The 20,652-nt window shown below is 73.1% G+C and carries 16 protein-coding genes, 1 rRNA gene and 1 pseudogene; 13 read left to right on the plus strand and 5 right to left on the minus strand.

Translation table 11 applies throughout. The features are described 5' to 3' along the window. The 3 genes and pseudogenes from rrf to ACZ7LV_RS14330 form a co-directional block, all read left to right on the plus strand. Nucleotides 1-92 (plus strand): 5S ribosomal RNA (gene rrf / locus ACZ7LV_RS14320); the annotation flags it as partial. Nucleotides 93-630: 538 nt separating this feature from the next. Next, nucleotides 631-1,239: pseudogene (locus tag ACZ7LV_RS14325) on the plus strand (hypothetical protein); the annotation flags it as partial. 291 nt (nt 1,240-1,530) lie between these two features. Further along, entirely contained in the window at nt 1,531-2,328 is a 798-nt protein-coding gene (locus ACZ7LV_RS14330; protein WP_471939880.1) for a tetratricopeptide repeat protein, read from the plus strand. A gap of 82 nt (nt 2,329-2,410) precedes the next feature. Here ACZ7LV_RS14330 and ACZ7LV_RS14335 read toward each other — a convergent pair whose 3' ends face one another. Further along, the gene (locus tag ACZ7LV_RS14335; RefSeq protein WP_471939237.1) at nt 2,411-3,697 is read right to left on the minus strand and encodes a DUF1015 family protein; all 1,287 of its coding nucleotides are present in this window, start codon (nt 3,695-3,697) and stop codon (nt 2,411-2,413) included. Nucleotides 3,698-3,779: 82 nt separating this feature from the next. Here ACZ7LV_RS14335 and ACZ7LV_RS14340 point away from each other — a divergent pair, with 82 nt between their 5' ends. The 4 genes from ACZ7LV_RS14340 (at nt 3,780) to ACZ7LV_RS14355 (ending at nt 7,871) form a co-directional block, all read left to right on the plus strand. Next, entirely contained in the window at nt 3,780-4,808 is a 1,029-nt protein-coding gene (locus tag ACZ7LV_RS14340; protein ID WP_471939239.1) for an HAD hydrolase-like protein, read from the plus strand. A gap of 77 nt (nt 4,809-4,885) precedes the next feature. Continuing rightward, complete coding sequence (locus ACZ7LV_RS14345) at nt 4,886-5,929, plus strand: FecCD family ABC transporter permease (RefSeq protein WP_471939241.1); 1,044 nt, start codon at nt 4,886-4,888, stop codon at nt 5,927-5,929. Then, nucleotides 5,926-7,011 carry a FecCD family ABC transporter permease gene (locus tag ACZ7LV_RS14350; RefSeq protein WP_471939243.1) on the plus strand — a complete coding sequence of 362 codons (1,086 nt, stop codon included), beginning with the start codon at nt 5,926-5,928 and terminating at the stop codon, nt 7,009-7,011. Before ACZ7LV_RS14345 ends, ACZ7LV_RS14350 begins: the two co-directional genes overlap by 4 nt. Beyond that, a complete protein-coding gene (locus tag ACZ7LV_RS14355; RefSeq protein WP_471939245.1) occupies nt 7,008-7,871 on the plus strand; it encodes an ABC transporter ATP-binding protein in 864 nt (287 codons plus the stop codon). The genes ACZ7LV_RS14350 and ACZ7LV_RS14355 overlap by 4 nt, the downstream gene beginning before the upstream one ends. On the opposite strand, the gene ACZ7LV_RS14360 is transcribed toward ACZ7LV_RS14355, so the two are convergent. Beyond that, complete coding sequence (locus ACZ7LV_RS14360) at nt 7,855-8,202, minus strand: SCP2 sterol-binding domain-containing protein (protein WP_471939247.1); 348 nt, start codon at nt 8,200-8,202, stop codon at nt 7,855-7,857. The two genes, ACZ7LV_RS14355 and ACZ7LV_RS14360, sit on opposite strands and share 17 nt — an antisense overlap. A gap of 42 nt (nt 8,203-8,244) precedes the next feature. Here ACZ7LV_RS14360 and ACZ7LV_RS14365 point away from each other — a divergent pair, with 42 nt between their 5' ends. The 5 genes from ACZ7LV_RS14365 to ACZ7LV_RS14385 all read left to right on the plus strand — a co-directional run bounded on the left by ACZ7LV_RS14365 (nt 8,245) and on the right by ACZ7LV_RS14385 (nt 13,528). Further along, the gene (locus ACZ7LV_RS14365) at nt 8,245-8,523 is read left to right on the plus strand and encodes a hypothetical protein (protein WP_471939249.1); all 279 of its coding nucleotides are present in this window, start codon (nt 8,245-8,247) and stop codon (nt 8,521-8,523) included. 7 nt (nt 8,524-8,530) lie between these two features. Further along, nucleotides 8,531-9,346, plus strand: a complete 816-nt coding sequence (locus tag ACZ7LV_RS14370) for a TlyA family RNA methyltransferase (protein ID WP_471939251.1) — start codon at nt 8,531-8,533, stop codon at nt 9,344-9,346. Beyond that, complete coding sequence (locus tag ACZ7LV_RS14375) at nt 9,343-10,248, plus strand: NAD kinase (protein WP_471939253.1); 906 nt, start codon at nt 9,343-9,345, stop codon at nt 10,246-10,248. The genes ACZ7LV_RS14370 and ACZ7LV_RS14375 overlap by 4 nt, the downstream gene beginning before the upstream one ends. Nucleotides 10,249-10,383: 135 nt before the next feature. Beyond that, on the plus strand, nt 10,384-12,126 hold the full coding sequence (recN, locus tag ACZ7LV_RS14380; RefSeq protein WP_471939255.1) for a DNA repair protein RecN: 1,743 nt from the start codon (nt 10,384-10,386) through the stop codon (nt 12,124-12,126). Nucleotides 12,127-12,391: 265 nt separating this feature from the next. Further along, on the plus strand, nt 12,392-13,528 hold the full coding sequence (locus ACZ7LV_RS14385) for a glycosyltransferase family 4 protein (protein ID WP_471939257.1): 1,137 nt from the start codon (nt 12,392-12,394) through the stop codon (nt 13,526-13,528). Nucleotides 13,529-13,538: 10 nt separating this feature from the next. On the opposite strand, the gene ACZ7LV_RS14390 is transcribed toward ACZ7LV_RS14385, so the two are convergent. The 3 genes from ACZ7LV_RS14390 to ACZ7LV_RS14400 all read right to left on the minus strand — a co-directional run bounded on the left by ACZ7LV_RS14390 (nt 13,539) and on the right by ACZ7LV_RS14400 (nt 18,496). Further along, the gene (locus tag ACZ7LV_RS14390; RefSeq protein ID WP_471939259.1) at nt 13,539-15,185 is read right to left on the minus strand and encodes a PucR family transcriptional regulator; all 1,647 of its coding nucleotides are present in this window, start codon (nt 15,183-15,185) and stop codon (nt 13,539-13,541) included. Nucleotides 15,186-15,273: 88 nt separating this feature from the next. Then, nucleotides 15,274-16,650, minus strand: a complete 1,377-nt coding sequence (locus ACZ7LV_RS14395) for an FAD-binding oxidoreductase (protein WP_471939261.1) — start codon at nt 16,648-16,650, stop codon at nt 15,274-15,276. A gap of 43 nt (nt 16,651-16,693) precedes the next feature. Then, a complete protein-coding gene (locus ACZ7LV_RS14400; RefSeq protein ID WP_471939881.1) occupies nt 16,694-18,496 on the minus strand; it encodes a glycoside hydrolase family 15 protein in 1,803 nt (600 codons plus the stop codon). A gap of 504 nt (nt 18,497-19,000) precedes the next feature. Between ACZ7LV_RS14400 and ACZ7LV_RS14405 the strand changes: the two genes are divergently transcribed. Continuing rightward, on the plus strand, nt 19,001-20,650 hold the full coding sequence (locus ACZ7LV_RS14405) for a CTP synthase (protein ID WP_471939263.1): 1,650 nt from the start codon (nt 19,001-19,003) through the stop codon (nt 20,648-20,650). Nucleotides 20,651-20,652: the final 2 nt, after the last annotated feature.

Below are 20,652 nucleotides of genomic sequence, written 5' to 3' on the forward strand. Positions count from 1 at the left end.
CGCCCGGTTACATTCCGAACCCGGAAGCTAAGCCTTTCAGCGCCGATGGTACTGCAGGGGGGACCCTGTGGGAGAGTAGGACGCCGCCGAACAATCTTTGGAAGGACCCTTGGTCCCAGCGTTCAGCTGGGACCAAGGGTCCTTTTTGTTTTTACGGAGCGCGCCGGGTTGCCGGGTGCGCGAGAATGACTGCGGTAGCAAAGACAGGAGTCACCGATGTCCACCAACTCTCCCGAGGACCGACCGGAGCGCGACCAGCGGCGACGGGATGGTGGGGAACGCGGCGACCGTGGCGGCTTCCGACGCGACAACAGCCGTGGTGGCTACGGCCGTCGGGACGGCGAGCGCGGATCGCGGCCGTCGTTCCAGCGCGACGACCGTGATCGTGGGCCGCGTCGCGACGACCGCGAGGGACGGGACGGTGGCCGGCCCGGCGGGTTCCGCAGGGACGACCGCGGCGACCGCCCCGCCTTCCGCCGTGACGACCGCGGGGACCGTCGGGATGACCGGCGTGACGACCGTCGTGGTGATGACCGTGGTGGGTTCCGTCGGGACGACCGTCGTGGTGATGACCGCGGTGGCTTCCGTCGGGATGACCGCCGTGACGACCGCCGTGACGACCGTCGTGGTGACGACCGCGGTGGGTTCCGCCGTGACGACCGACGCGGCGACGACCGGGGCGGCTTCCGTCGCGACGACCAGCGCGGTGACGACCGGGGCGGTTACCGCCGCGACGACCGACGTGGCGACGACCGCGGTGGCTTCCGGCGTGACGACCGACGTGATGATCGTCGTGGTGATGACCGCGGTGGGTTCCGTCGGGATGACCGTCGTGACGAGCGCCGTAGTGACGACCGTGGTGGCTTCCGCCGGGACGACCGTCGCGGTGATGACCGTGGCGGGTTCCGTCGTGACGACCGACGTGGCGACGACCGGGGTGGCTTCCGTCGGGATGACCGTCGTGATGATCGTCGTGGTGACGACCGTGGTGGGTTCCGTCGGGATGACCGTCGCGGTGATGACCGTGGTGGCTTCCGCCGTGACGACCAGCGGGGCGACGACCGTGGCGGGTTCCGCCGCGATGACCGCCGTGGCGACGACCGTGGTGGCTTCCGTGGCGACGACCGCGGTGGTTTCCGCCGTGACGACAGGCGCGACGACCGGCGCGATGACCGGCGTGACGGGGACCGTGGCGCCTATGTCCGTCGGGACGACCGTCGGGAGGACCGGCGTGACGACCGTCGGGACGACCGGGACCGTGGCTTCCGAAGGGACGATCGCGGGGACCGCGGTGGCTTCGTGCGGCGGGACGACCGGGGTGAGCGTGGCGGGTTCCGGGGCCGGGACGACCGCGGTGCGCGCGGTCCGCGTCGTGACGACCGTGGCGGCCGTGACGGTGGCTACCGTGGACGCGACGACCGGCGCGGCGCCGGCGGCGGACGGTTCCGCGAGGAGCGGGAGCGCGACCGTGAGCCGATCAAGCGGCTGCCGATTCCGGAGGACGTCACCGGCGACGAGATCGACAAGGACGTGCGGCAGGAGCTGCAGAGCCTGCCGAAGACGCTCGCGGAGGATGTGGCCAAGAACCTCGTCATGGTCGCGCGGCTGATCGACGAGGACCCCGAGGGCGCCTACGGCTACTCCCGGGTGGCGCTGCGGCTGGCGTCGCGGGTCGCCGCCGTGCGCGAGGCGGCCGGGTTCGCGGCCTACGCGAACCAGAAGTACGCGGAGGCGCTCGCCGAGTTCCGTGCGGCGCGACGGATGACCGGCAGCGTGGAACTGTGGCCCGTCATGGCGGACTGCGAGCGGGGACTCGGACGGCCCGAGAAGGCGCTGGACATGGCCGGGGCGCCCGAGGTCCAGAAGCTCGACAAGGCCGGTCAGGTGGAGATGCGGCTCGTCGCGGCCGGCGCCCGGCGTGACATGGAGCAGCTGGACGCGGCCATCGTGACGCTGCAGAGCCCGGAGCTGGCCTCCAGTTCGGTCCAGCCGTGGACCGCGCGGCTGCGCTACGCGTACGCCGACGCGCTGCTCGCGGCCGGGCGGGACGGTGAGGCCCGCGAGTGGTTCGCCAAGGCCGTCGAGGCCGACCGGGACGGCAGCACGGACGCCTCGGACCGGCTGGCCGAGCTGGACGGAGTGGAGTTCGTCGACGCCCTCGACGAGACCCGGGCGGACGACGCCGTCGTGGCGACCCACGTCGCCGAGCCCAAGCCCGACTCGAAGGCCCGTGTGGACGACGCCGAGATCGACGGCATCGACGAGTTCGACGAGATCGACGAAGACGACAAGGACGACGAGTTCGACGAGGACGACGATCGGGACTGACGTCCGGGTGTGACAAGTGGTGGGCGGGACCTGAGATCAAGGTCCCGCCCACTTCGTGTTCCTGTCCGCGTGACTTCGTGCGTCAGAGGTCCAGCGCGCGGAGCACCAGTCCCGAGGCCGGTTTGGGGCCGAACGACGTCGACTTGCGGGGCATGGTCACGCCTTGGCGGGCGAGGTCGCGGACGACGTCCTCGTGGACCGGGTGGAGCAGGACCGCCGTTCCGCCCTGCCGTTCCGCCTTGCGGACCGTGGCCGCCGCGTCGTGGATGTAGGCGATGTGGGCGGGGGAGTCCTCGGGCACGTGCCAGATGTGGTCGAGCAGGGTGGCGTGCAGGACCGTGGCGTCGAGGGTGCGCCATGCCTCGGGGCGGCCGGTGGGGACCGTGCGGGCCAGCAGGTCGGGGTCGGGACGGTCGACCAGGTGGAACCCGCCGGCACCGGCGAGCAGGAAGGCGTTGCCCGCGGCCGCGGCCTCGGCGAGGGCCGTGAGGGCCTCGGGGAGCGGGGCGTCCAGGCGGCGTACCCGGAAGCGGCCGTCGAGCGCGCTCAGCGCGTCGGTCACCGCGAGGCCGTGCAGGAGGCGGTGGATGGCGCGGACCCGCAGGGGGTAGCGCGCGGTGTCGACCAGGAGGACCAGGCCGTAGTCCCAGGGGCTGGGGGAGGGGTGCTCGGCGCGCAGCCTGCGGTAGGTCGCCCAGCGGTGGTGGCCGTCGGCGATGAGGGCCACCTGGTGGGCCAGGCCGGACTGGACGCGGGCCACGTCGTCGGGGTCGGTGACGGACCACAGGCGGTGGCGGTAGCCGTCCTCGGTGGTGGTGGCGAGCAGGGGCGGCTTCTCGGCGGTCCGTTCCACGACCTCGGCACAGGCATGGCCGTCGCCGCGGTAGGTCAGCAGCAGGGGTTCGAGGTTCGCGGAGGTGGCCCGCATCAGGTCGGCGCGGTCGGCGACGATGTGCGGCATGACGTCCTCGTGCGGCAGGACCACGCCGTCGGAGGGGTCCGAGACCCGCAGGGCGCCGATGATGCCGCGCTGGAGCATGCCGTCGCCGTGGCGCTGTTCGTAGACGTACAGGCCGGGTTCGGCGTCGGCGGCCAGCACGCCCTCGGTGAGCCAGTCGTGCAGCGTGTCGGCGGCCTGGGCGTTGCGCGCGGTGGGCGTGGCGGCCTCGGGGAGGATCAGCCGGACGATGTTGTGCGGGTCCGCGGACTGCAGGTGGTGCACGCCGTCGGGGCGTACGACGACGTCGTACGGAGGGGACGTCACGGCCGCCAGGCTGCCGACCCGGTCGGGGTCGTAGCGAAGGCCTCGGAACGGGGTGAGTTCCAGGCCTCGGCGCCTCGTTGCTTCCGGGTGACCTGCTGTGTTCATCTCGGCATCGTACGTGCGCCGCGCCTGTCGGTGGCATGGGGCATGATCGGGGGAAAGCCGGTGGACCGAGGAGCGGTGCCAAATGAGCCAGCAGGTCAGGACCAGGCCCGACGCCAGTGGGCGGGCGCTGAGCGAGGCGTACGACACGGCGCTGCTCGACCTCGACGGGGTGGTGTACGCGGGCGGGGAGGCGATCGCGCACGCGGTCGACTCGCTGGGCACCGCCCGCGCGGGCGGCATGCACCTGGCGTACGTCACGAACAACGCGTTGCGGACTCCGGACGCCGTGGCCGCGCACCTGACGGAGCTGGGGATACCGGCGCGGGCCGATGACGTCATCACCTCGGCGCAGGCGGTCGCGCGGCTGATCGCCGAGGAGGTGCCCGCGGGGGCGCGGGTGCTGGTCGTCGGCGGTGAGGGGCTGCGGGTCGCGCTGCGGGAGCGGGGGCTCGAGCCGGTGGAGTCCGCGGACGACGATCCGGTGGCGGTCGTACAGGGGTACGGCGGGCCGGAGTTGCGGTGGGGGCGGTTCGCCGAGGCGTGTTACGCGATCGCGCGCGGAGTGCCCTGGTTCGCGTCCAACACGGATCTGACGATTCCCAGCGCGCGCGGCATCGCGCCGGGCAACGGGGCGGCGGTGGAGGTGGTGCGGATCGCGACCGGCGCCGAGCCGCGGGTGGCGGGCAAGCCGCTGCCGCCGATGCACCGGGAGACGATCCTGAGGACGGGCGCGCGTCGGCCGCTGGTGGTGGGCGACCGTTTGGACACGGACATCGAGGGCGCGTTCAACGGCGAGGTCGATTCGCTGTTGGTGCTGACCGGAGTGACCGACGGACCGCAGTTGCTGGCGGCGCCGCCGCGGCATCGGCCGACGTATGTCGACGCGGATCTGCGGGGGATGCTCACGGGTCAGCCGGAGGTCGTCGAGGCCGGTGCGGGCTTCCGTTGCGGCAGCTGGACGGCGACGGCCGGGGAGGAGCGGCTGGAACTGGACGGCGAGGGCGAGGCCCTGGACGGGTTGCGGGCCTTGTGCGCGGCTGCCTGGACGGCGGCCGGAGACGGGGTCTGCGAGCTGGACGGCGGGAAGGCGCTGACGCGGCTGGCGCTGTAGCGGTGGCGCCCGGCCGGGGTGGGGCCTGGCGCGGAGCAGGATCTTGATCCGATGCGAGGGTAGGCTAACCTAACTGCGTGTTGGTCGAGAGTCCCCCAGAAGAGCGCGCGGGCGCAGTCCCCGCGCCCCCGACCCGTCGGGCGATACGCGCCTTTGGTCTGCTTCTCGCCGTGTTGCTCGTGGTGCTGGTCGCGTTGACGAGTATCGCCGTCGGCGCGAAGGAGCTGTCCCTCGGGGAGGTCTGGCACGGCCTGTTCCAGGAGTCGGGGACGTACAGCGACGTCGTGGTCGGCGAGCGGTTGTCCCGGACCCTGCTCGGGCTGCTCGCCGGCGCCGCGCTCGGCCTGTCCGGAGCCGTGCTCCAGGCGCTCACCCGCAACCCGCTGGCGGACCCCGGGCTGCTCGGCATCAACGCGGGCGCGTCCGCGGCGGTCGTCACCGCCATCACCTTCTTCGGCGTCACCAGCGTCGGCGGCTATGTGTGGTTCGCGTTCTTCGGCGCGGCCGCGGTCGGCGCGCTCGTGTGGTTCCTCGGCGGCAGCCGGGGCGCGACGCCGGTACGGCTCGCCCTCGCCGGTACGGCGATCAGCGCCGCGCTCTACGGCTACCTCCAGGCCCTGATGATCCTGGACGACGCGGCACTGGACCGGATGCGTTTCTGGACGGTCGGTTCGCTGAGCGCGGCGACCGACCGCACCATCACCCAGGTGCTGCCGTTCCTGGTGGCCGGCTCGCTCCTCGCGCTCGCGCTGGCCCGCCCGCTGAACGCGATGGCCATGGGCGACGACACCGCCAAGGCCCTGGGCGCCCACCTCAACCGAACCCGGGCGCTGTCCATGCTGGCCGCCACCGTGCTGTGCGGGGCGGCGACCGCCGCCTGCGGGCCGATCGTGTTCGTCGGGCTGATGGTGCCGCACGTCGTGCGGTCCTTCACCGGGCCCGACCTGCGCTGGATCCTGCCGTACGCGGCCGTTCTGTCGCCGGTGCTGCTGCTCGGCGCCGACGTGCTGGGCCGGATCGTCGCGCGGCCCGCGGAGCTCCAGGTCGGCATCGTGACGGCGATCCTCGGCGGCCCGGTCTTCATCTTTCTCGTACGACGGCGGAGGACGGCCCAGCTGTGACCACCAACCGTGCCCGGCGAGCCGACGGCCCGGCCGCGACCACCGACCGCGCCCACCGCGCCGTACGGACGCCGGGCGGGCTCTCCGTCCGCCTGGACGCCCGGGCCCTGACCGTCGTCGTCCTGCTGCTGCTCGCCGCGCTCGCGGCGAGCGTGGTGCTGATCGGCACCGGCGACTTCCCGATCCCCGCGGGCGACGTGCTGCGGACGCTGTTCGGCGAAGGGGACCCCGGGCAGGAGTTCATCGTCACGGAGCTGCGGCTGCCGCGGGTCCTGGTGGGGCTGCTGGTCGGCGCCTCGCTGGGGCTCGGCGGCGCCCTGTTCCAGTCCATCTCCCGCAACCCGCTGGGCAGTCCGGACGTGCTGGGCCTCGGGCAGGGCGCGACCGCCGGCGCGCTCGTGGTGATCGTGCTGTTCTCCGGCGACGCGGGCGCCGTCACCCTCGGCGCGCTGGTGGGCGGCCTGGGCACGGGGCTTGCCATCTACGTGCTGGCCTGGAGGCAGGGTGTCCACGGATACCGGCTGGTGCTGGTCGGCATCGGTGTCTCCGCCGTCGTCACCGCCGTCAACGGCTATCTGCTGACCAAGGCCGACCTCGTCGACGCCGCCCGGGCCGTCGTCTGGATGACCGGCTCGCTCAGCGGCCGTGACTGGGCGCAGGTCTGGCCGCTGCTCGCGCTGTGCGCCGTCCTGGTGCCGCTCGTCCTGGCCAACGCGCGCGGGCTGCGGATGCTGGAGATGGGTGACGACGTGTCGTACTCCCTGGGGGTGCGGGTCGAGCGGGTACGGCTGGTGCTGCTGGTGTCCGCGGTGCTGCTGACCGCCGCCGCCACCGCCGCCGCCGGTCCCGTCAGTTTCGTGGCGCTCACCGCCCCGCAGCTGGCCCGTCGGCTGACCCGCTCGCCCGGCCCCAACCTGCTGCCGTCGCTGTGCATGGGCGCGGCCCTGCTGGTCACCGCCGACTGGGTCTCGCAGCGTGTCTTCGGTGCCGACCAGCTGCCGGTGGGGGTGGTCACCGGCGTGCTCGGCGGGGCCTACCTGCTGTGGCTGCTGGTCGCCGAGCGCAGGGCGGGCCGGATATGAGCGCCGCCGCCCACCCGAACATCCAAAGGAGCACCGTGAACCGCCTGTCCGCCGAGAACGTCACCCTCGCCTACGACCAGCGCGTCATCGCCGAGCGGCTGTCGGTGGAGATACCCGACAACTCGTTCACCGTGATCGTCGGCCCGAACGCCTGCGGCAAGTCGACGCTGCTGCGCGCGCTGTCGCGGATGCTCAGGCCGAACGAGGGCCGGGTGCTGCTGGACGGGCAGGTCATCCAGTCGATGCCGGCCAAGAAGGTCGCCCGCACGCTCGGCCTGCTGCCGCAGTCGTCGATCGCGCCCGACGGGATCACCGTCGGTGACCTGGTGGGCCGTGGACGGTATCCGCACCAGGGGATCCTGCGGCAGTGGTCGACCGAGGACGAGCGGGTCGTGCGGGAGTCCATGGCGCAGACCGGGGTCGCCGAGCTCGCCGATCGCTATGTCGACGAATTGTCCGGTGGTCAGCGACAGCGGGTGTGGATCGCGATGGCGCTGGCCCAGCAGACACCGTTGCTGCTGCTGGACGAGCCCACGACGTTCCTGGACATCCAGCACCAGATCGACGTGCTGGACCTGTGCGCGGAGCTGCACGAGGAGCAGGGGCGGACGCTCGTCGCCGTCCTGCACGACCTCAACCACGCCGCGCGCTACGCCACGCATCTCATCGCGCTGCGCGACGGCTCGGTGATCGCCGAGGGGGCCCCGGGCGAGATCGTCACCGCCGAGCTGGTGGAGGAGGTCTTCGGACTGCGCTGCCAGGTCGTCGAGGACCCGGAGACGGGGACGCCCCTGGTGGTGCCGGCGGCGCGCAAGGCGCGGGCGGACGTCCGGAAGGCCGCCGCTACAGAAGTTTCCTGAGGCGGAACAGGTCCCGCAGCCCTGCCTCCAGCTTCACCCGCCCCGACCCCCAGGCCTTGGCGAAGTGCAGTTCGCCGGCCACGAGGGCCACCAGGTCGTCGCCGGTCAGCGCGAGCCGGAGCTCCGCCTTCTCGCGCGGCGGCCCCTGGAGCGTCTCGCGCACCCTGATCCGGCCGTCCTCGAGGCGGCCGGCGAAGGTGACGTCCAGGTCGGTGACGTGGCAGCTCACCGAGCGGTCCAGGGCGGCGGCCGCACGGGCGTCGCCGTCGGCGTCCCGCAGGTTCCGGGAGAACTGTTCGAGCGCGGCGCGGCACTCCTCGATCGTTGCCATCGCGGTCGACGGTACCGCAGGCTCACGAGGTAGCGTCGGGGCATGAACGACGCGGTTCCCCCGGCGCAGGCCCCCCAAGCGGCCGCGCCGCCCGATCACGACCCCGCCGCACCGGCCTCGCTCGGCGTGCCTCGCATCCCCACGGGCGACGCCGAGGTGGACGCCCGGCTGGAGCGGCTGGCCGACGCCGACCACCTGGACACCGACGGACACGTCGAGGTGTACGAGGATGTACACCGGGGGCTGCGCGACGCGCTCACCGCGCTCGACGCCCGCCCGGGACCTCCGGCGCCCCCTTCGCCGTACCGACAGGGGAGCTGAACCGAACGTGGCAGGAGTCGCACGCCGCCGTCTCGACGCGGAGCTGGTCCGCCGCAAGCTCGCGCGCTCCCGCGAGCACGCCGGCCAGCTGATCGCCGCCGGGCGGGTCAGCGTCGGCAGGACGGTCGCGACCAAGTCGGCCACCCAGGTGGAGACCGCGGCGGCGATCGTCGTCACGGCGGACGAGGGCGATCCCGACTACGTCTCCCGGGGCGGGCACAAGCTCGCCGGGGCCCTGGAGGTCTTCGTACCGCAGGGGCTGGCCGTCGAGGGCCGGCGGGCGCTGGACGCCGGGGCCTCCACCGGCGGATTCACCGACGTGCTGCTGCGGGCGGGGGCCGCGCACGTCGTCGCCGTCGACGTGGGATACGGCCAACTCGCCTGGACGCTGCAGAGCGATGAACGCGTCACCGTCAAGGACCGTACGAACGTACGGGAGTTGACGCTTGAAGCGATCGATGGGGAGCCTGTGGATCTTGTCGTGGGGGATCTTTCGTTCATCCCGCTCGGGCTGGTCCTGCCCGCCCTCGTGCGCTGTGCGCGACCGGACGCCGATCTGGTGATGATGGTCAAGCCGCAGTTCGAGGTGGGCAAGGAACGGCTGGGCAGCGGGGGAGTGGTGCGCAGCCCGCAACTGCGGGCCGAGGCCGTGTGCGGTGTGGCCGAGCGGGCCGCGGAGCTGGGGCTCGGGGTGAAGGGCGTGACGGCCAGCCCGTTGCCCGGTCCCTCGGGGAATGTCGAGTACTTTCTGTGGCTTCGGGCCGGGGCTCCCCGACTGGACCCGGCCGACGTCGACCGTGCAGTTGCGGAGGGGCCGCGTTGACAGCGAACCGAGCTCGTACTGTTTTCCTGCTCGCCCACACCGGACGGCCCGCGGCCGTGCGCAGCGCCGAGCTGGTGGTCAAGGGACTCCTTCGGTCCGGGATCGGCGTGCGGGTGCTGGAGGCGGAGGCGCCGGACCTGCCGCTGCCCTCCGAGGTGCAGCTGGTCAAGGAGGCGACACCGCAGTGCCTCGACGGGTGCGAGCTGCTGATCGTGCTCGGCGGTGACGGGACGCTGCTGCGCGGCGCGGAGTTCGCGCGGGCGTCCGGGGTGCCGATGCTCGGCGTCAACCTCGGGCGGGTCGGGTTCCTCGCCGAGGCCGAGCGCGACGACCTCGACAAGGTCGTCGACCGTGTGGTGACGCGGGCGTACGAGGTCGAGGAGCGGATGACGGTCGACGTCGTCGTGCACAGCAACGGCGACATCGTGCACACCGACTGGGCGCTGAACGAGGCGGCGGTGCAGAAGGCGGGCGCCGAGAAGCTGCTGGAGGTCGTCCTGGAGATCGACGGGCGGCCGGTGACCGGGTTCGGGTGCGACGGGATCGTGCTGTCGACGCCGACCGGGTCGACGGCGTACGCGTTCTCCGCCGGCGGGCCCGTGGTGTGGCCCGAGGTGGAGGCGTTGCTGATGGTGCCGATCTCCGCCCACGCGCTGTTCGCCAAGCCCCTCGTGACCTCGCCGGACTCCGTGCTGGCGGTGGAGGTGCTGCCGCACATTCCGCCGGGAGTGCTGTGGTGCGACGGGCGGCGGACCGTGGAGCTGCCGCCGGGGGCACGGGTCGAGGTGCGGCGGGGGGCGGTGCCGGTGCGGCTGGCCCGGTTGCATCACGCCTCGTTCACGGATCGGCTGGTGGCGAAGTTCGCGTTGCCCGTGTCCGGGTGGCGGGGGGCTCCCCACTAGCGGTTCGCCGTACGGGTGCGGGGGCGGCCGATGCGCCGTCGTGGTCGCTCGCGCAGTTCCCCGCGCCCCTGAGCGGCGTGCACTCGCGTGAGTGACAAGGGGGACCGGCGTCGCGCTTTCGGGGCGGGACCTCGTATGGTCGTGTCCGTGTTGGAGGAGATGCGGATACGGTCGCTCGGAGTCATCGACGATGCCGTCGTCGAGTTGTCGCCGGGGTTCACCGCCGTCACCGGTGAGACCGGTGCGGGCAAGACCATGGTGGTCACCAGCCTGGGGCTGTTGCTCGGAGGCAGGGCGGACCCCGCGCTCGTGCGGATCGGCGCCGACAAGGCGGTCGTGGAGGGGCGGATCACCGTGCCCGCGGACGCCTCGGTCGCCGTACGCGCCGAGGAGGCGGGCGCCGAGCTCGACGACGGGGCCCTGCTGATCAGCCGTACCGTTTCCGCCGAGGGGCGGTCCCGGGCGCACGTCGGCGGGCGGTCCGTGCCCGTGGGCGTGCTGGCCGAGCTGGCCGACGAGCTGGTGGCCGTGCACGGGCAGACCGACCAGCAGGGGCTCCTGAAGCTCACGCGGCAGCGGCAGGCACTCGACCGGTACGCCGGCGACGCGGTCGCCGGGCCGCTCGCCAAGTACTCCGGGGCCTACCGTCGGCTGCGGGCGGTCTCCGCCGAGCTCGACGAGATCACCACGCGCGCGCGTGAGCGGGCCCAGGAAGCCGACATGCTGCGGTACGGGCTCGACGAGATCGCCGCCGTGGAACCGCGGGCCGGGGAGGACGTCGAGCTGGCCGAGGAGGCCGAGCGGCTCGGGCACGCGGAAGCGCTCGCGTCCGCCGCCACGGTCGGGCACGGCGCACTGGCCGGTAACCCCGAGGACCCCGAGGGCGTCGACGCCTCGACGCTCGTCGCGGGGGCGCACCGGGCCCTGGAGGCCGTACGGTCGCACGACCCCGCGCTGGCCGCGCTCGCCGACCGGATCGGGGAGATCGGCATCCTGCTGGGCGACGTGGCGGGCGAGCTGGCGGGGTACGCCGACGATCTGGACGCCGATCCGCTGCGGCTGGCGGCGGTCGAGGAACGGCGGGCCGCGCTGACCGCGCTGACCCGCAAGTACGGCGAGGACGTGGGCGCCGTCCTCGCCTGGGCCGAGCAGAGCGCCGCACGGCTCACCGAACTCGACGGCGACGACGAGCGGATCGGCGAGCTGACCGCCGAGCGCGACGCGCTGCGGGCCGAACTGGGCGGGCTGGCGCAGGCCTTGACGGACGCGCGGACGGAGGCGGCAGAGCGGTTCGCGGCGGCCGTGACGGCGGAGCTGGCCTCGCTCGCCATGCCGCACGCGCGCGTGTCGTTCGCGCTCCGGCAGACCGAGGACCCCGAGGGCGTCGAGGTGGGCGGCCGTCCGGTGGCGTACGGGCCGTCCGGCGCCGACGAGGTCGAGCTGCTGCTGGCGCCCCACCCGGGCGCGCCGCCCCGGCCGATCGCCAAGGGCGCGTCCGGCGGTGAGCTGTCGCGCGTGATGCTGGCCGTCGAGGTCGTGTTCGCGGGGACGGATCCGGTGCCGACGTACCTCTTCGACGAGGTGGACGCCGGAGTGGGCGGCAAGGCCGCGGTGGAGATCGGGCGGCGGCTGGCCCGGCTGGCGAAGAGCGCGCAGGTGGTCGTGGTGACGCATCTGCCGCAGGTCGCCGCGTTCGCCGACCGGCAGTTGCTGGTCGAGAAGACGAACGACGGCTCGGTGACCCGGTCCGGGGTCAAGGTGCTGGAGGGCGAGGACCGGATCCGCGAGCTGTCCCGGATGCTGGCCGGCCAGGAGGACTCGGAGACGGCCCGGGCGCACGCGGAGGAACTGCTGGCGACGGCGCGGGCGGACGGCTAGCGTCCGCCCCCGCCCGGGGCCGTCACGTCACACGGGATCACACCGGTCGTCACTCGGGCGAGTGACGCGGAGCGGCGCGTTGCCCCGGCGTGTGGGAGCGTGTGATCTCCGGCGTTGCCGGAACGGCCGTACGTCCTGGCATCCTTGAGCGTGTACGCGGAGGACGTCACGCGGTACACCCCCACCGCGGCGTCTTCTGTACGTTTCTCCGAGACCGTCGTGACGGCCGTGACCGTCCCACGCCGAACCCAGGAGCCCGGGCCACGTGACCCCCGCGAGCAGCCACTCCCCGCACGGCCGGCCGACGCTGCGCACCGTGCAGGTGCTGGGCGGAGGCAACGCCGGCAGCAGCGCGCACGTGCGCTCGCTGGCCGCGGGGCTCGTCGCGCGGGGCGTGCGGGTCACGGTCTGCGCCCCGGTCGAGGCGGAACGCTCCTACGACTTCGGCGGGGCCGGCGCCGAGCACATCCACGTGCCGCGCAGCAGCGACCCGGGGTCGGTGGCGGCGCTGCGGGCCGCCTGCACCGGCGCCGACCTGGTGCACGCGCACGGGCTGCACGCCTCCTTCCGTGCCGTGCTCGCCCTGGCCGGGCGGAGCACCCCGCTGATCGTCACCTGGCACAACCACACCCACTCCGAGGGCGCGCGCGCCCACTTCCTGCGGATGCTGGAACGCCGGGTGGTGCGGGCGGCCGCCGTGGTGCTCGGCACCACCTCCGACCTCGTCGACCGGGCGCGGAAGGCGGGCGCCCGGGACGCACGGCTCGCCGCCGTCACCCTGCCCGGCCGCCGCCCGCCCGTCGAGAGCGACGAGGCCGACCTCACGAGTCCCAAGGTCCGCGCCGAACTCGGCGCCATCGGACGGCCCTTGCTGATGGCCGTCGGCTCCCTCGACCCCCAGCGCGGCTACGACATGCTGCTCGACGCCGCTCGCGCCTGGCGGGGGCTCGACCCGGTGCCGCTGGTCGCCATCGCCGGGGAGGGGCCGCTGCGGGCGGCGCTGCAACGCCGGATCGAGGACGAGGAGCTCCCGGTGCGGCTCATCGGCCGGCGCGAGGACGTGCGCGACCTGCTCGCCGCCGCCGATCTGGCGCTGCTGCCGAGCCGCGCGGAGTCGCGGTCCGTGCTGGCGCAGGAGGCCCTGCACGCGCGCGTGCCGCTGGTCGCCACGTCCGTCGGCGGCGTCCCCGAACTCGTCGGCGACGCGGCCGCACTCGTCCCCGCCGAGGACGCGCGGGCCTTCGCCGCCGCCGTCGTCCGGTTGCTGGACGACCCCGAACAGCGGGAGCTGCTCCAGGAGAAGGGCCTGCGACAGGCGGCGACCTGGCCGACCGAGGACGAGACGGTCGCCCAAGTGCTCAGCGTGTACGACGAGTTGACGCAGCCCCGGCCGCTGATCTGACCTGCCGCCGCTAACCGGTACCGCCGCTGCGCCCGGTGTGCCGGCGGGCCCGCAGCGCGAGGCTCAACGCCAGCACCGTCTGCGGATCGTCGAGGTCGGTGCCCAGCAACTCGCCGATCCGGGCCAGCCGGTTGTAGAGCGTCTGACGGTTGAGATGCAGTTCGCGGGCCGTCTCGGCCTTGCGTCCCGCGTGCGCGAGATAGGTCTCCAGGGTCGGCAGCAACGGGGGCTTGGCACGGCTGTCGTGGTCCCGGACCGGCCCGATCGCCCGCTCCACGAAGGCGGCCAGGTCGGGATGGTCGCGCAGCCGCCACAGCAGCAGGTCGATGTCCAGGCGCCGGGCGTCGTACCAGGGCCGGTCCGTGAGCCCCTGTGCGGCGGTCGCCGTCTCCGCCGCGTGCCGCAGTCCCGCCGACGCCGCCGCCCAGCCGCCGGCCACCCCGACGACCACCACGGGCGGCTGCGCCCCCGGACGCTGCATCCCGGCCCGCTCCACACCGGCCCGCAGCGCCGCCGCGACCCGGTCGGCGACCGCCGAGCGCTCCGACTCCGAGCGCAGGCCGAGCAGTACCAGGACGCGGCCCTCCACCGGCCGCACGCCGAGCAGGACCGGCACGCCCACCGAGGCCAGCTCCTCCGAGACCGCACGCGCCAGCACCGCCCAGCCCCCGCCCGGGGACAGCGCGTCGCCCAGCCGCATCACCACCGGCAGCAGCGGGCCGCCGCCCGGCCGGAAGCCCAGGACGCGGGCCTGCGCCGGAGCGTCCTCCGCCGTGATCCGGCCCTCGGCGAGGTCGGTCAGGAAGTCGCCGCGCCCCCGCGCCGCCAGCTCCTCCTCCTGGCGGGCCTGCATCAGCACCACCGCCAGGACGCCCGCGGTCCGCTCCGCGGCGATGCGGTGCACCGGCGCCAGCGGCGCGCGCACCGGCAGCAGCGCCAGCCGCGCCCGCACCGAGCCCGCTCCCGGCCCGCCTCCCGGCACGTCCACCAGCACCGAACCGGCCGGCGGGGCGTCCTTGTGCTGGCCGCGCAGCCCCTCCCAGACCTGGAGCGGGTCCGCCCCCTCGGGTCCGGCCCCGGCGGCGTAGAGGAGCTGACCATCGGTGGTCTCCAGGAAGACCGGGTTGCCGCTGAAGTCGGCCAGGATGCACAGGACCTGCGGGATGCCGCCGCCGCCGAGCAGCGCCTCCGTGCAGCGGCGGTGCACCTCCTCGGCGCGCTGGAGCAGCGCGTAGTGCCCGTTGACGATCTCGGTGTGGATCTCTTCCGTGACGGTCACGAAGGCGACCTCGCGGTGCAGTTGGACCAGCGGCAGCCCGGCGGTGCGGGCCGTCTCCACGAGGGCCGAGGGCAGCCGTGCGAAGCGCGGGCCGAGCTCGACGACCAGCGCCGCGATACCGCGCTCGGCCAGGGTGCGCACGAACGCGCGCTGCTCGGCGGGACGGGTGCCGAGGCCGTAGCCGGTGGTCAGCAGCAGTTCGCCGCCCTTCAGCAGCGAGGCGATGTGCGGCACCTCGCCCGCGTGCACCCACCGCACGGTCCGCTGCAGCCGCTCCGCGCCGGCGAGCACCTCCGGGAGGCCGCTGCGCAGGCCGGGCAGCTCCAGCGCCCGCTGAACGGTGATGCCGGCGCCCGTGCTGTCGAATCGGCTGTCCATGCAGCGGACGCTACCCGCGCGCACGCTGCGACGACATCTCCGGTCGGTCACGGAAACGATCACCGCGCCGCCGGCGTCGCCCACGGGCCTACACGGGCTTGATGTTGTGGTTGAAGCGGAAGACGTTGTCCGGGTCGAAGCGCCGCTTCACCACGCCGAGGCGCCACAGGTTCCGCGGGCCGAGCCCGGCCCGTACGCGGTCCCGTCCCTCGTCGCCGACGAAGTCGGGATGGACCGCCCCGGTGCTCCACGGCCGGACGGCGGCGGCCGCGTCCCGGACCCAGTCCACGTACCGACCGTCGTCCGCCGGGTCCGTCCAGACGGCGTGGGGGTGCGCGACCCAGGAGGCGTCGCGGTACGGCACGGCGTGGTCGTCCGGGGCGTCCGCGACCGCGCCGCCCAGAGGGAACAGCAGGAGCTCGCAGCCCGCCCTCGCCGGCCGCGCGTCCGCGAGGGCGCAGAAGACGTCCACGAAGTCGTCCGGCGCACCGGACAGACACTCCGCCGAGCAGTGGTGGCGCAGGCCGGGCGGCTCGTCGAACAGGCACTGCGCGTCGGCGTACGGCAGCGCGCGGACGGCCTCCGAGACGTGCGGCAGCGCCAGCAGCGGCTCGGCGAGCTTGCGCAGGTCCTCCTCGGATCCCGCGTACGTCAGCAGCACACAGCACAGCGGCCGCCCGGCGAGCGACGGCGCCGGGAACGCGTCCGGCGGACCGGACCGGCAGACGACCGCGCCACCGGCCTCCAGCGGGCTGGATCCGATGACCTCCCGGTAGGTGCGGACCGCCGTACGGGCGTGTTCCGGGAGGTAGATCAGCAGGGCCAGGGAGAACTCCGGCACCTCGTACAGCTTGAGGGTGAGGGCGGTGGCGACGCCGAAGTTGCCGCCGCCGCCGTGCAGCGCCCAGAACAGCTCCGGGTTCTCGTCGGCGCCGGCGCGGATCCGGTCGCCGTTCGCGGTGACCAGCTCGACGCCGAGCAGGTTGTCGGCGCCGAGGCCGCAGGAGCGCTCCAGCCAGCCGCTGCCGCCGCCCAGGACGAAACCGGCGATGCCGGCGGCGGAGTCCCGGGCGCCGGTGGTGGCCAGGCCGTACGGCTGGGTGGCCCGGTCCAGCACGCCTGTCGTGACACCGCCCTCGACGCGGACCGCCTCGGACACGGGGTCGACGCTCACGCCCCGCATCCGGCGCAGGTCGATGACGAGACCGGCGTCGTTGGTGCCCGAGCCGCCGATGCCGTGGCCCCCGCCGCGCACCGCGACGGCGAGGTCGAGGTCCCGGGCGAACCGCACCGCCCGGACCACGTCGGCCTCGTGCGCGCAGCGCGCGATCACCGCGGGGCGCCGGTCCACCCGGGCGTCGAACACGGCGCGGGCCGTGTCGTAGCCCGGGTCCCACGGGGCGAACACCTCGCCGTCGAGGTCCTCGCGGAGCTCGACGAGGGCCGTGTGGGCCTTGGAGGACATGGCCGCCCCTTCCCCAACGGGATCAGGTGCGATTCCAGCCTACTCAGCCGCCGTAGGCCCCCGAGGCCGTCAGCCGCAGGGCGGTGTCGATCAGCGGGACATGGCTGAAGGCCTGCGGGAAGTTGCCCACCTGGCGCTGGAGGCGGGGGTCCCACTCCTCGGCGAGCAGCCCGAGGTCGTTGCGCAGCGACAGGAGCCTCTCGAACAGCTTGCGGGCCTCGTCGACGCGGCCGATCATCGCCAGGTCGTCGGCCATCCAGAACGAGCAGGCGAGGAAGGCGCCCTCGTCGCCGGGGAGGCCGTCGACGCCGGCGTCCTCGCCGGAGGTCGGGTACCGCAGGATGAAGCCGTCCGCCGTGGACAGTTCGCGCTGGATGGCCTCGATGGTGCCGATGACCCGCTTGTCGTCCGGCGGCAGGAAGCCCATCTGCGGGATCAGCAGCAGCGACGCGTCCAGCTCCTTCGAGCCGTACGACTGCGTGAACGTGTTGCGCTCCTTGTCGAAGCCTTTCTCGCACACGTCCCGGTGGATGTCGTCGCGCAGCTCGCGCCAGCGCTCCAGCGGTCCGTCCGCGTCGCCGGACTCCAGCAGCTTGATCGTGCGGTCGACGGCGACCCAGGCCATGACCTTGGAGTGCACGAAGTGGCGGCGCGGGCCGCGCACCTCCCAGATGCCCTCGTCCGGCTCCTGCCAGTGGTCCTCCAGGTAGCGGATCAGCTTCAGCTGGAGCAGCGAGGCGTAGTCGCTGCGGGCCAGGCCGGTCATGTGGGCCAGGTGCAGGGCCTCGGTGACCTCGCCGTACACGTCGAGCTGGAGCTGGTGGGCCGCGCCGTTGCCGACCCGCACGGGCGCCGAGTTCTCGTAGCCGGGCAGCCAGTCCAGCTCCGCCTCGCCCAGCTCGCGCTCACCGGCGATGCCGTACATGATCTGCAGGTTCTCCGGGTCGCCGGCGACCGCGCGCAGCAGCCACTCGCGCCAGGCGCGGGCCTCCTCGCGGTAGCCGGTGCGCAGCAGCGAGGACAGGGTGATCGCCGCGTCCCGCAGCCAGGTGTAGCGGTAGTCCCAGTTGCGCACGCCCCCGATCTCCTCGGGCAGCGAGGTGGTGGGCGCGGCGACGATGCCACCCGTGGGCGCGTACGTCAGCGCCTTCAGCGTGATCAGCGAGCGGACCACCGCCTCGCGGTAGGGGCCGTGGTACGTGCAGTGCTCCACCCACTCGCGCCAGAAGTCCTCCGTGGCCTCCAGCGACTGCTCCGGCTCCGGCAGCGGCGGCGGCTCACGGTGCGAGGCCTGCCACGAGATGGTGAACGCGATCCGGTCGCCGGGCGCGACCGTGAAGTCCGCGTACGTCGTCAGCGCCTTGCCGTAGGTCTCGGCGGAGGTGTCGAACCACACCGAGTCCGGGCCCGCCACGGCGACCGTGCGGCCGTCGTGCTTGTGCACCCACGGGACGATCCGGCCGTAGGAGAACCGCATCCGCAGCGCGGACCGCATCGGCACCCGGCCCGAGACTCCCTCGACGATCCGGATCAGCTGCGGGGCCCCGTCACGCGGGGGCATGAAGTCCGTCACGCGGACCGTGCCGCGGGGGGTGTCCCACTCCGACTCCAGGATCAACGAGTCACCGCGGTAGGTGCGCCGGGCGGCGGAGGGCGGCTCGGCGTCGGCGGCGTGCGCCGGGCCGATCCGCCAGAAACCGTGTTCCTCCGTACCCAGCAGACCGGCGAAGATGGCATGCGAGTCGAAGCGGGGCAGGCACAGCCAGTCGACTGTGCCGTCCCGGCAGACCAGGGCGGCGGTCTGCATGTCTCCGATGAGTGCGTAGTCTTCGATGCGCCCGGCCACGTGCAACTCCAGTCGAACGGCCACGTAGCCCCATGACGGGGCTTTCGCTATGTGCGGTCAAGGGGTCGTTGTAATGCGTCGTCGAGCTGTGAAGTAAAACCGCCGCTGTGCCCGGAGGCAAAACGACCGTCGTCGCCCGACGATCTGACGAGCTCTTGTTCTTCCGGTGCTTACGGGCGGGGGTGGTGCCGTGTTTCCGGCGGGCTCGGCAGCGAGTGTCCGAGCAGGATACGACGCACGTAGATGATCTGCGTGCCGCTCCGGGCAACCCACATGCGCCGAACGAGTGAGCACAGGGTGAGAAACAGGTGAGCAGTACGCGTACGTGGCGGGACGTACGCGGAGCGTGGCCGGACACCATCGCTTCGAGGCGCTGATACCCTGGTAGCCCGTGGACCGGTGGGCTCGAAACCCCCGAACCGCAGCGACGGCACCCCCGGCGAAGCCCGGCACGGCAGCCGCCCCGCACCCCCAGACCGAGACCACGGGAGCCTCCTCTTGGCCATGACGCCCAAATCTTCGACGACCAAGCACATCTTCGTCACCGGGGGTGTCGCCTCCTCTCTCGGCAAGGGCCTGACCGCGTCCAGCCTGGGAATGCTGCTCAAGGCCCGGGGTCTGCGCGTCGTGATGCAGAAGCTCGACCCGTACATCAACGTCGACCCCGGCACGATGAACCCCTTCCAGCACGGTGAGGTGTTCGTCACCAACGACGGCGCCGAGACCGACCTGGACATCGGCCACTACGAGCGCTTCCTGGACCGCGACCTCGACGGCACCGCCAACGTCACCACCGGCCAGGTCTACTCGACGGTCATCGCCAAGGAGCGGCGCGGCGAGTACCTGGGCGACACCGTGCAGGTCATCCCGCACATCACCAACGAGATCAAGCACCGCATCCGCCGCATGGCCACCGACGACGTGGACGTCGTCATCACCGAGGTCGGCGGGACGGTCGGCGACATCGAGTCCCTGCCGTTCCTGGAGACCGTCCGCCAGGTCCGCCACGAGGTCGGCCGCGACAACGTCTTCGTCGTGCACATCTCGCTGCTGCCGTACATCGGCCCCTCCGGCGAGCTGAAGACCAAGCCCACCCAGCACTCGGTCGCCGCCCTGCGCAACATCGGTATCCAGCCGGACGCCATCGTGCTGCGCTGCGACCGCGAGGTGCCGACCGCGATCAAGCGCAAGATCTCGCTGATGTGCGACGTCGACGAGGACGCCGTCGTGGCCTGCCCGGACGCGCCGTCGATCTACGACATTCCCAAGGTCGTGCACTCCGAGGGCCTGGACGCCTACGCCGTCCGCCGCCTCGACCTGCCGTTCCGGGACGTCGACTGGACGACCTGGGACGACCTGCTGGACCGCGTCCACAACCCGGACCACGAGATCACCCTCGCACTGGTCGGCAAGTACATCGACCTGCCCGACGCCTACCTCTCGGTCACCGAGGCGCTGCGTGCGGGCGGCTTCGCCAACAAGACCCGCGTGAAGATCAAGTGGGTCACGTCCGACGACTGCCGGACCCCGTCCGGCGCCGAGGCGCAGCTGTCCGACGTGGACGCCATCTGCATCCCGGGCGGCTTCGGCGACCGCGGTGTCTCCGGCAAGGTCGGCGCCATCCAGTACGCCCGCGAGCACCGGATCCCGCTGCTCGGCCTCTGCCTCGGCCTGCAGTGCATCGTGATCGACGCCGCGCGCAACCTGGCCGGCATCGCCGACGCCAACTCCACCGAGTTCGACCCGGCCACCGCCCACCCGGTCATCTCCACGATGGCCGAGCAGCTCGACATCGTCGCGGGCGAGGGCGACATGGGCGGCACCATGCGCCTCGGCATGTACCCGGCGAAGCTGGCCGAGGGCTCCATCGTGCGTGAGGTCTACGACGGCAAGGAGTACGTCGAGGAGCGGCACCGGCACCGCTACGAGGTGAACAACGCCTACCGCTCGGAGCTGGAGAAGAAGGCCGGCATCCTCTTCTCGGGCACCTCCCCGGACGGCAAGCTCGTCGAGTACGTGGAGTACCCGCGCGAGGTGCACCCGTACCTGGTCGCCACGCAGGCGCACCCGGAGCTGCGCTCCCGGCCGACACGCCCGCACCCGCTCTTCGCCGGGCTGGTCAAGGCCGCGGTCGAGCGGAAGATCGCGAAGTAGCA

The organism is Streptomyces sp. NPDC107562 (genome assembly GCF_055657325.1).

What these genes read in the sequence shown, in the direction of transcription:
- ACZ7LV_RS14335 (WP_471939237.1), bottom strand. Translation starts at nt 3,697, where the DNA reads ATGAACACAGCAGGTCACCCGGAAGCAACGAGGCGCCGAGGCCTGGAA.
- ACZ7LV_RS14340 (WP_471939239.1), top strand. Translation starts at nt 3,780, where the DNA reads ATGAGCCAGCAGGTCAGGACCAGGCCCGACGCCAGTGGGCGGGCGCTG.
- ACZ7LV_RS14355 (WP_471939245.1), top strand. Translation starts at nt 7,008, where the DNA reads ATGAGCGCCGCCGCCCACCCGAACATCCAAAGGAGCACCGTGAACCGC.
- ACZ7LV_RS14360 (WP_471939247.1), bottom strand. Translation starts at nt 8,202, where the DNA reads ATGGCAACGATCGAGGAGTGCCGCGCCGCGCTCGAACAGTTCTCCCGG.
- ACZ7LV_RS14365 (WP_471939249.1), top strand. Translation starts at nt 8,245, where the DNA reads ATGAACGACGCGGTTCCCCCGGCGCAGGCCCCCCAAGCGGCCGCGCCG.
- recN (WP_471939255.1), top strand. Translation starts at nt 10,384, where the DNA reads ATGGTCGTGTCCGTGTTGGAGGAGATGCGGATACGGTCGCTCGGAGTC.
- ACZ7LV_RS14390 (WP_471939259.1), bottom strand. Translation starts at nt 15,185, where the DNA reads ATGGACAGCCGATTCGACAGCACGGGCGCCGGCATCACCGTTCAGCGG.
- ACZ7LV_RS14395 (WP_471939261.1), bottom strand. Translation starts at nt 16,650, where the DNA reads ATGTCCTCCAAGGCCCACACGGCCCTCGTCGAGCTCCGCGAGGACCTC.
- ACZ7LV_RS14405 (WP_471939263.1), top strand. Translation starts at nt 19,001, where the DNA reads ATGACGCCCAAATCTTCGACGACCAAGCACATCTTCGTCACCGGGGGT.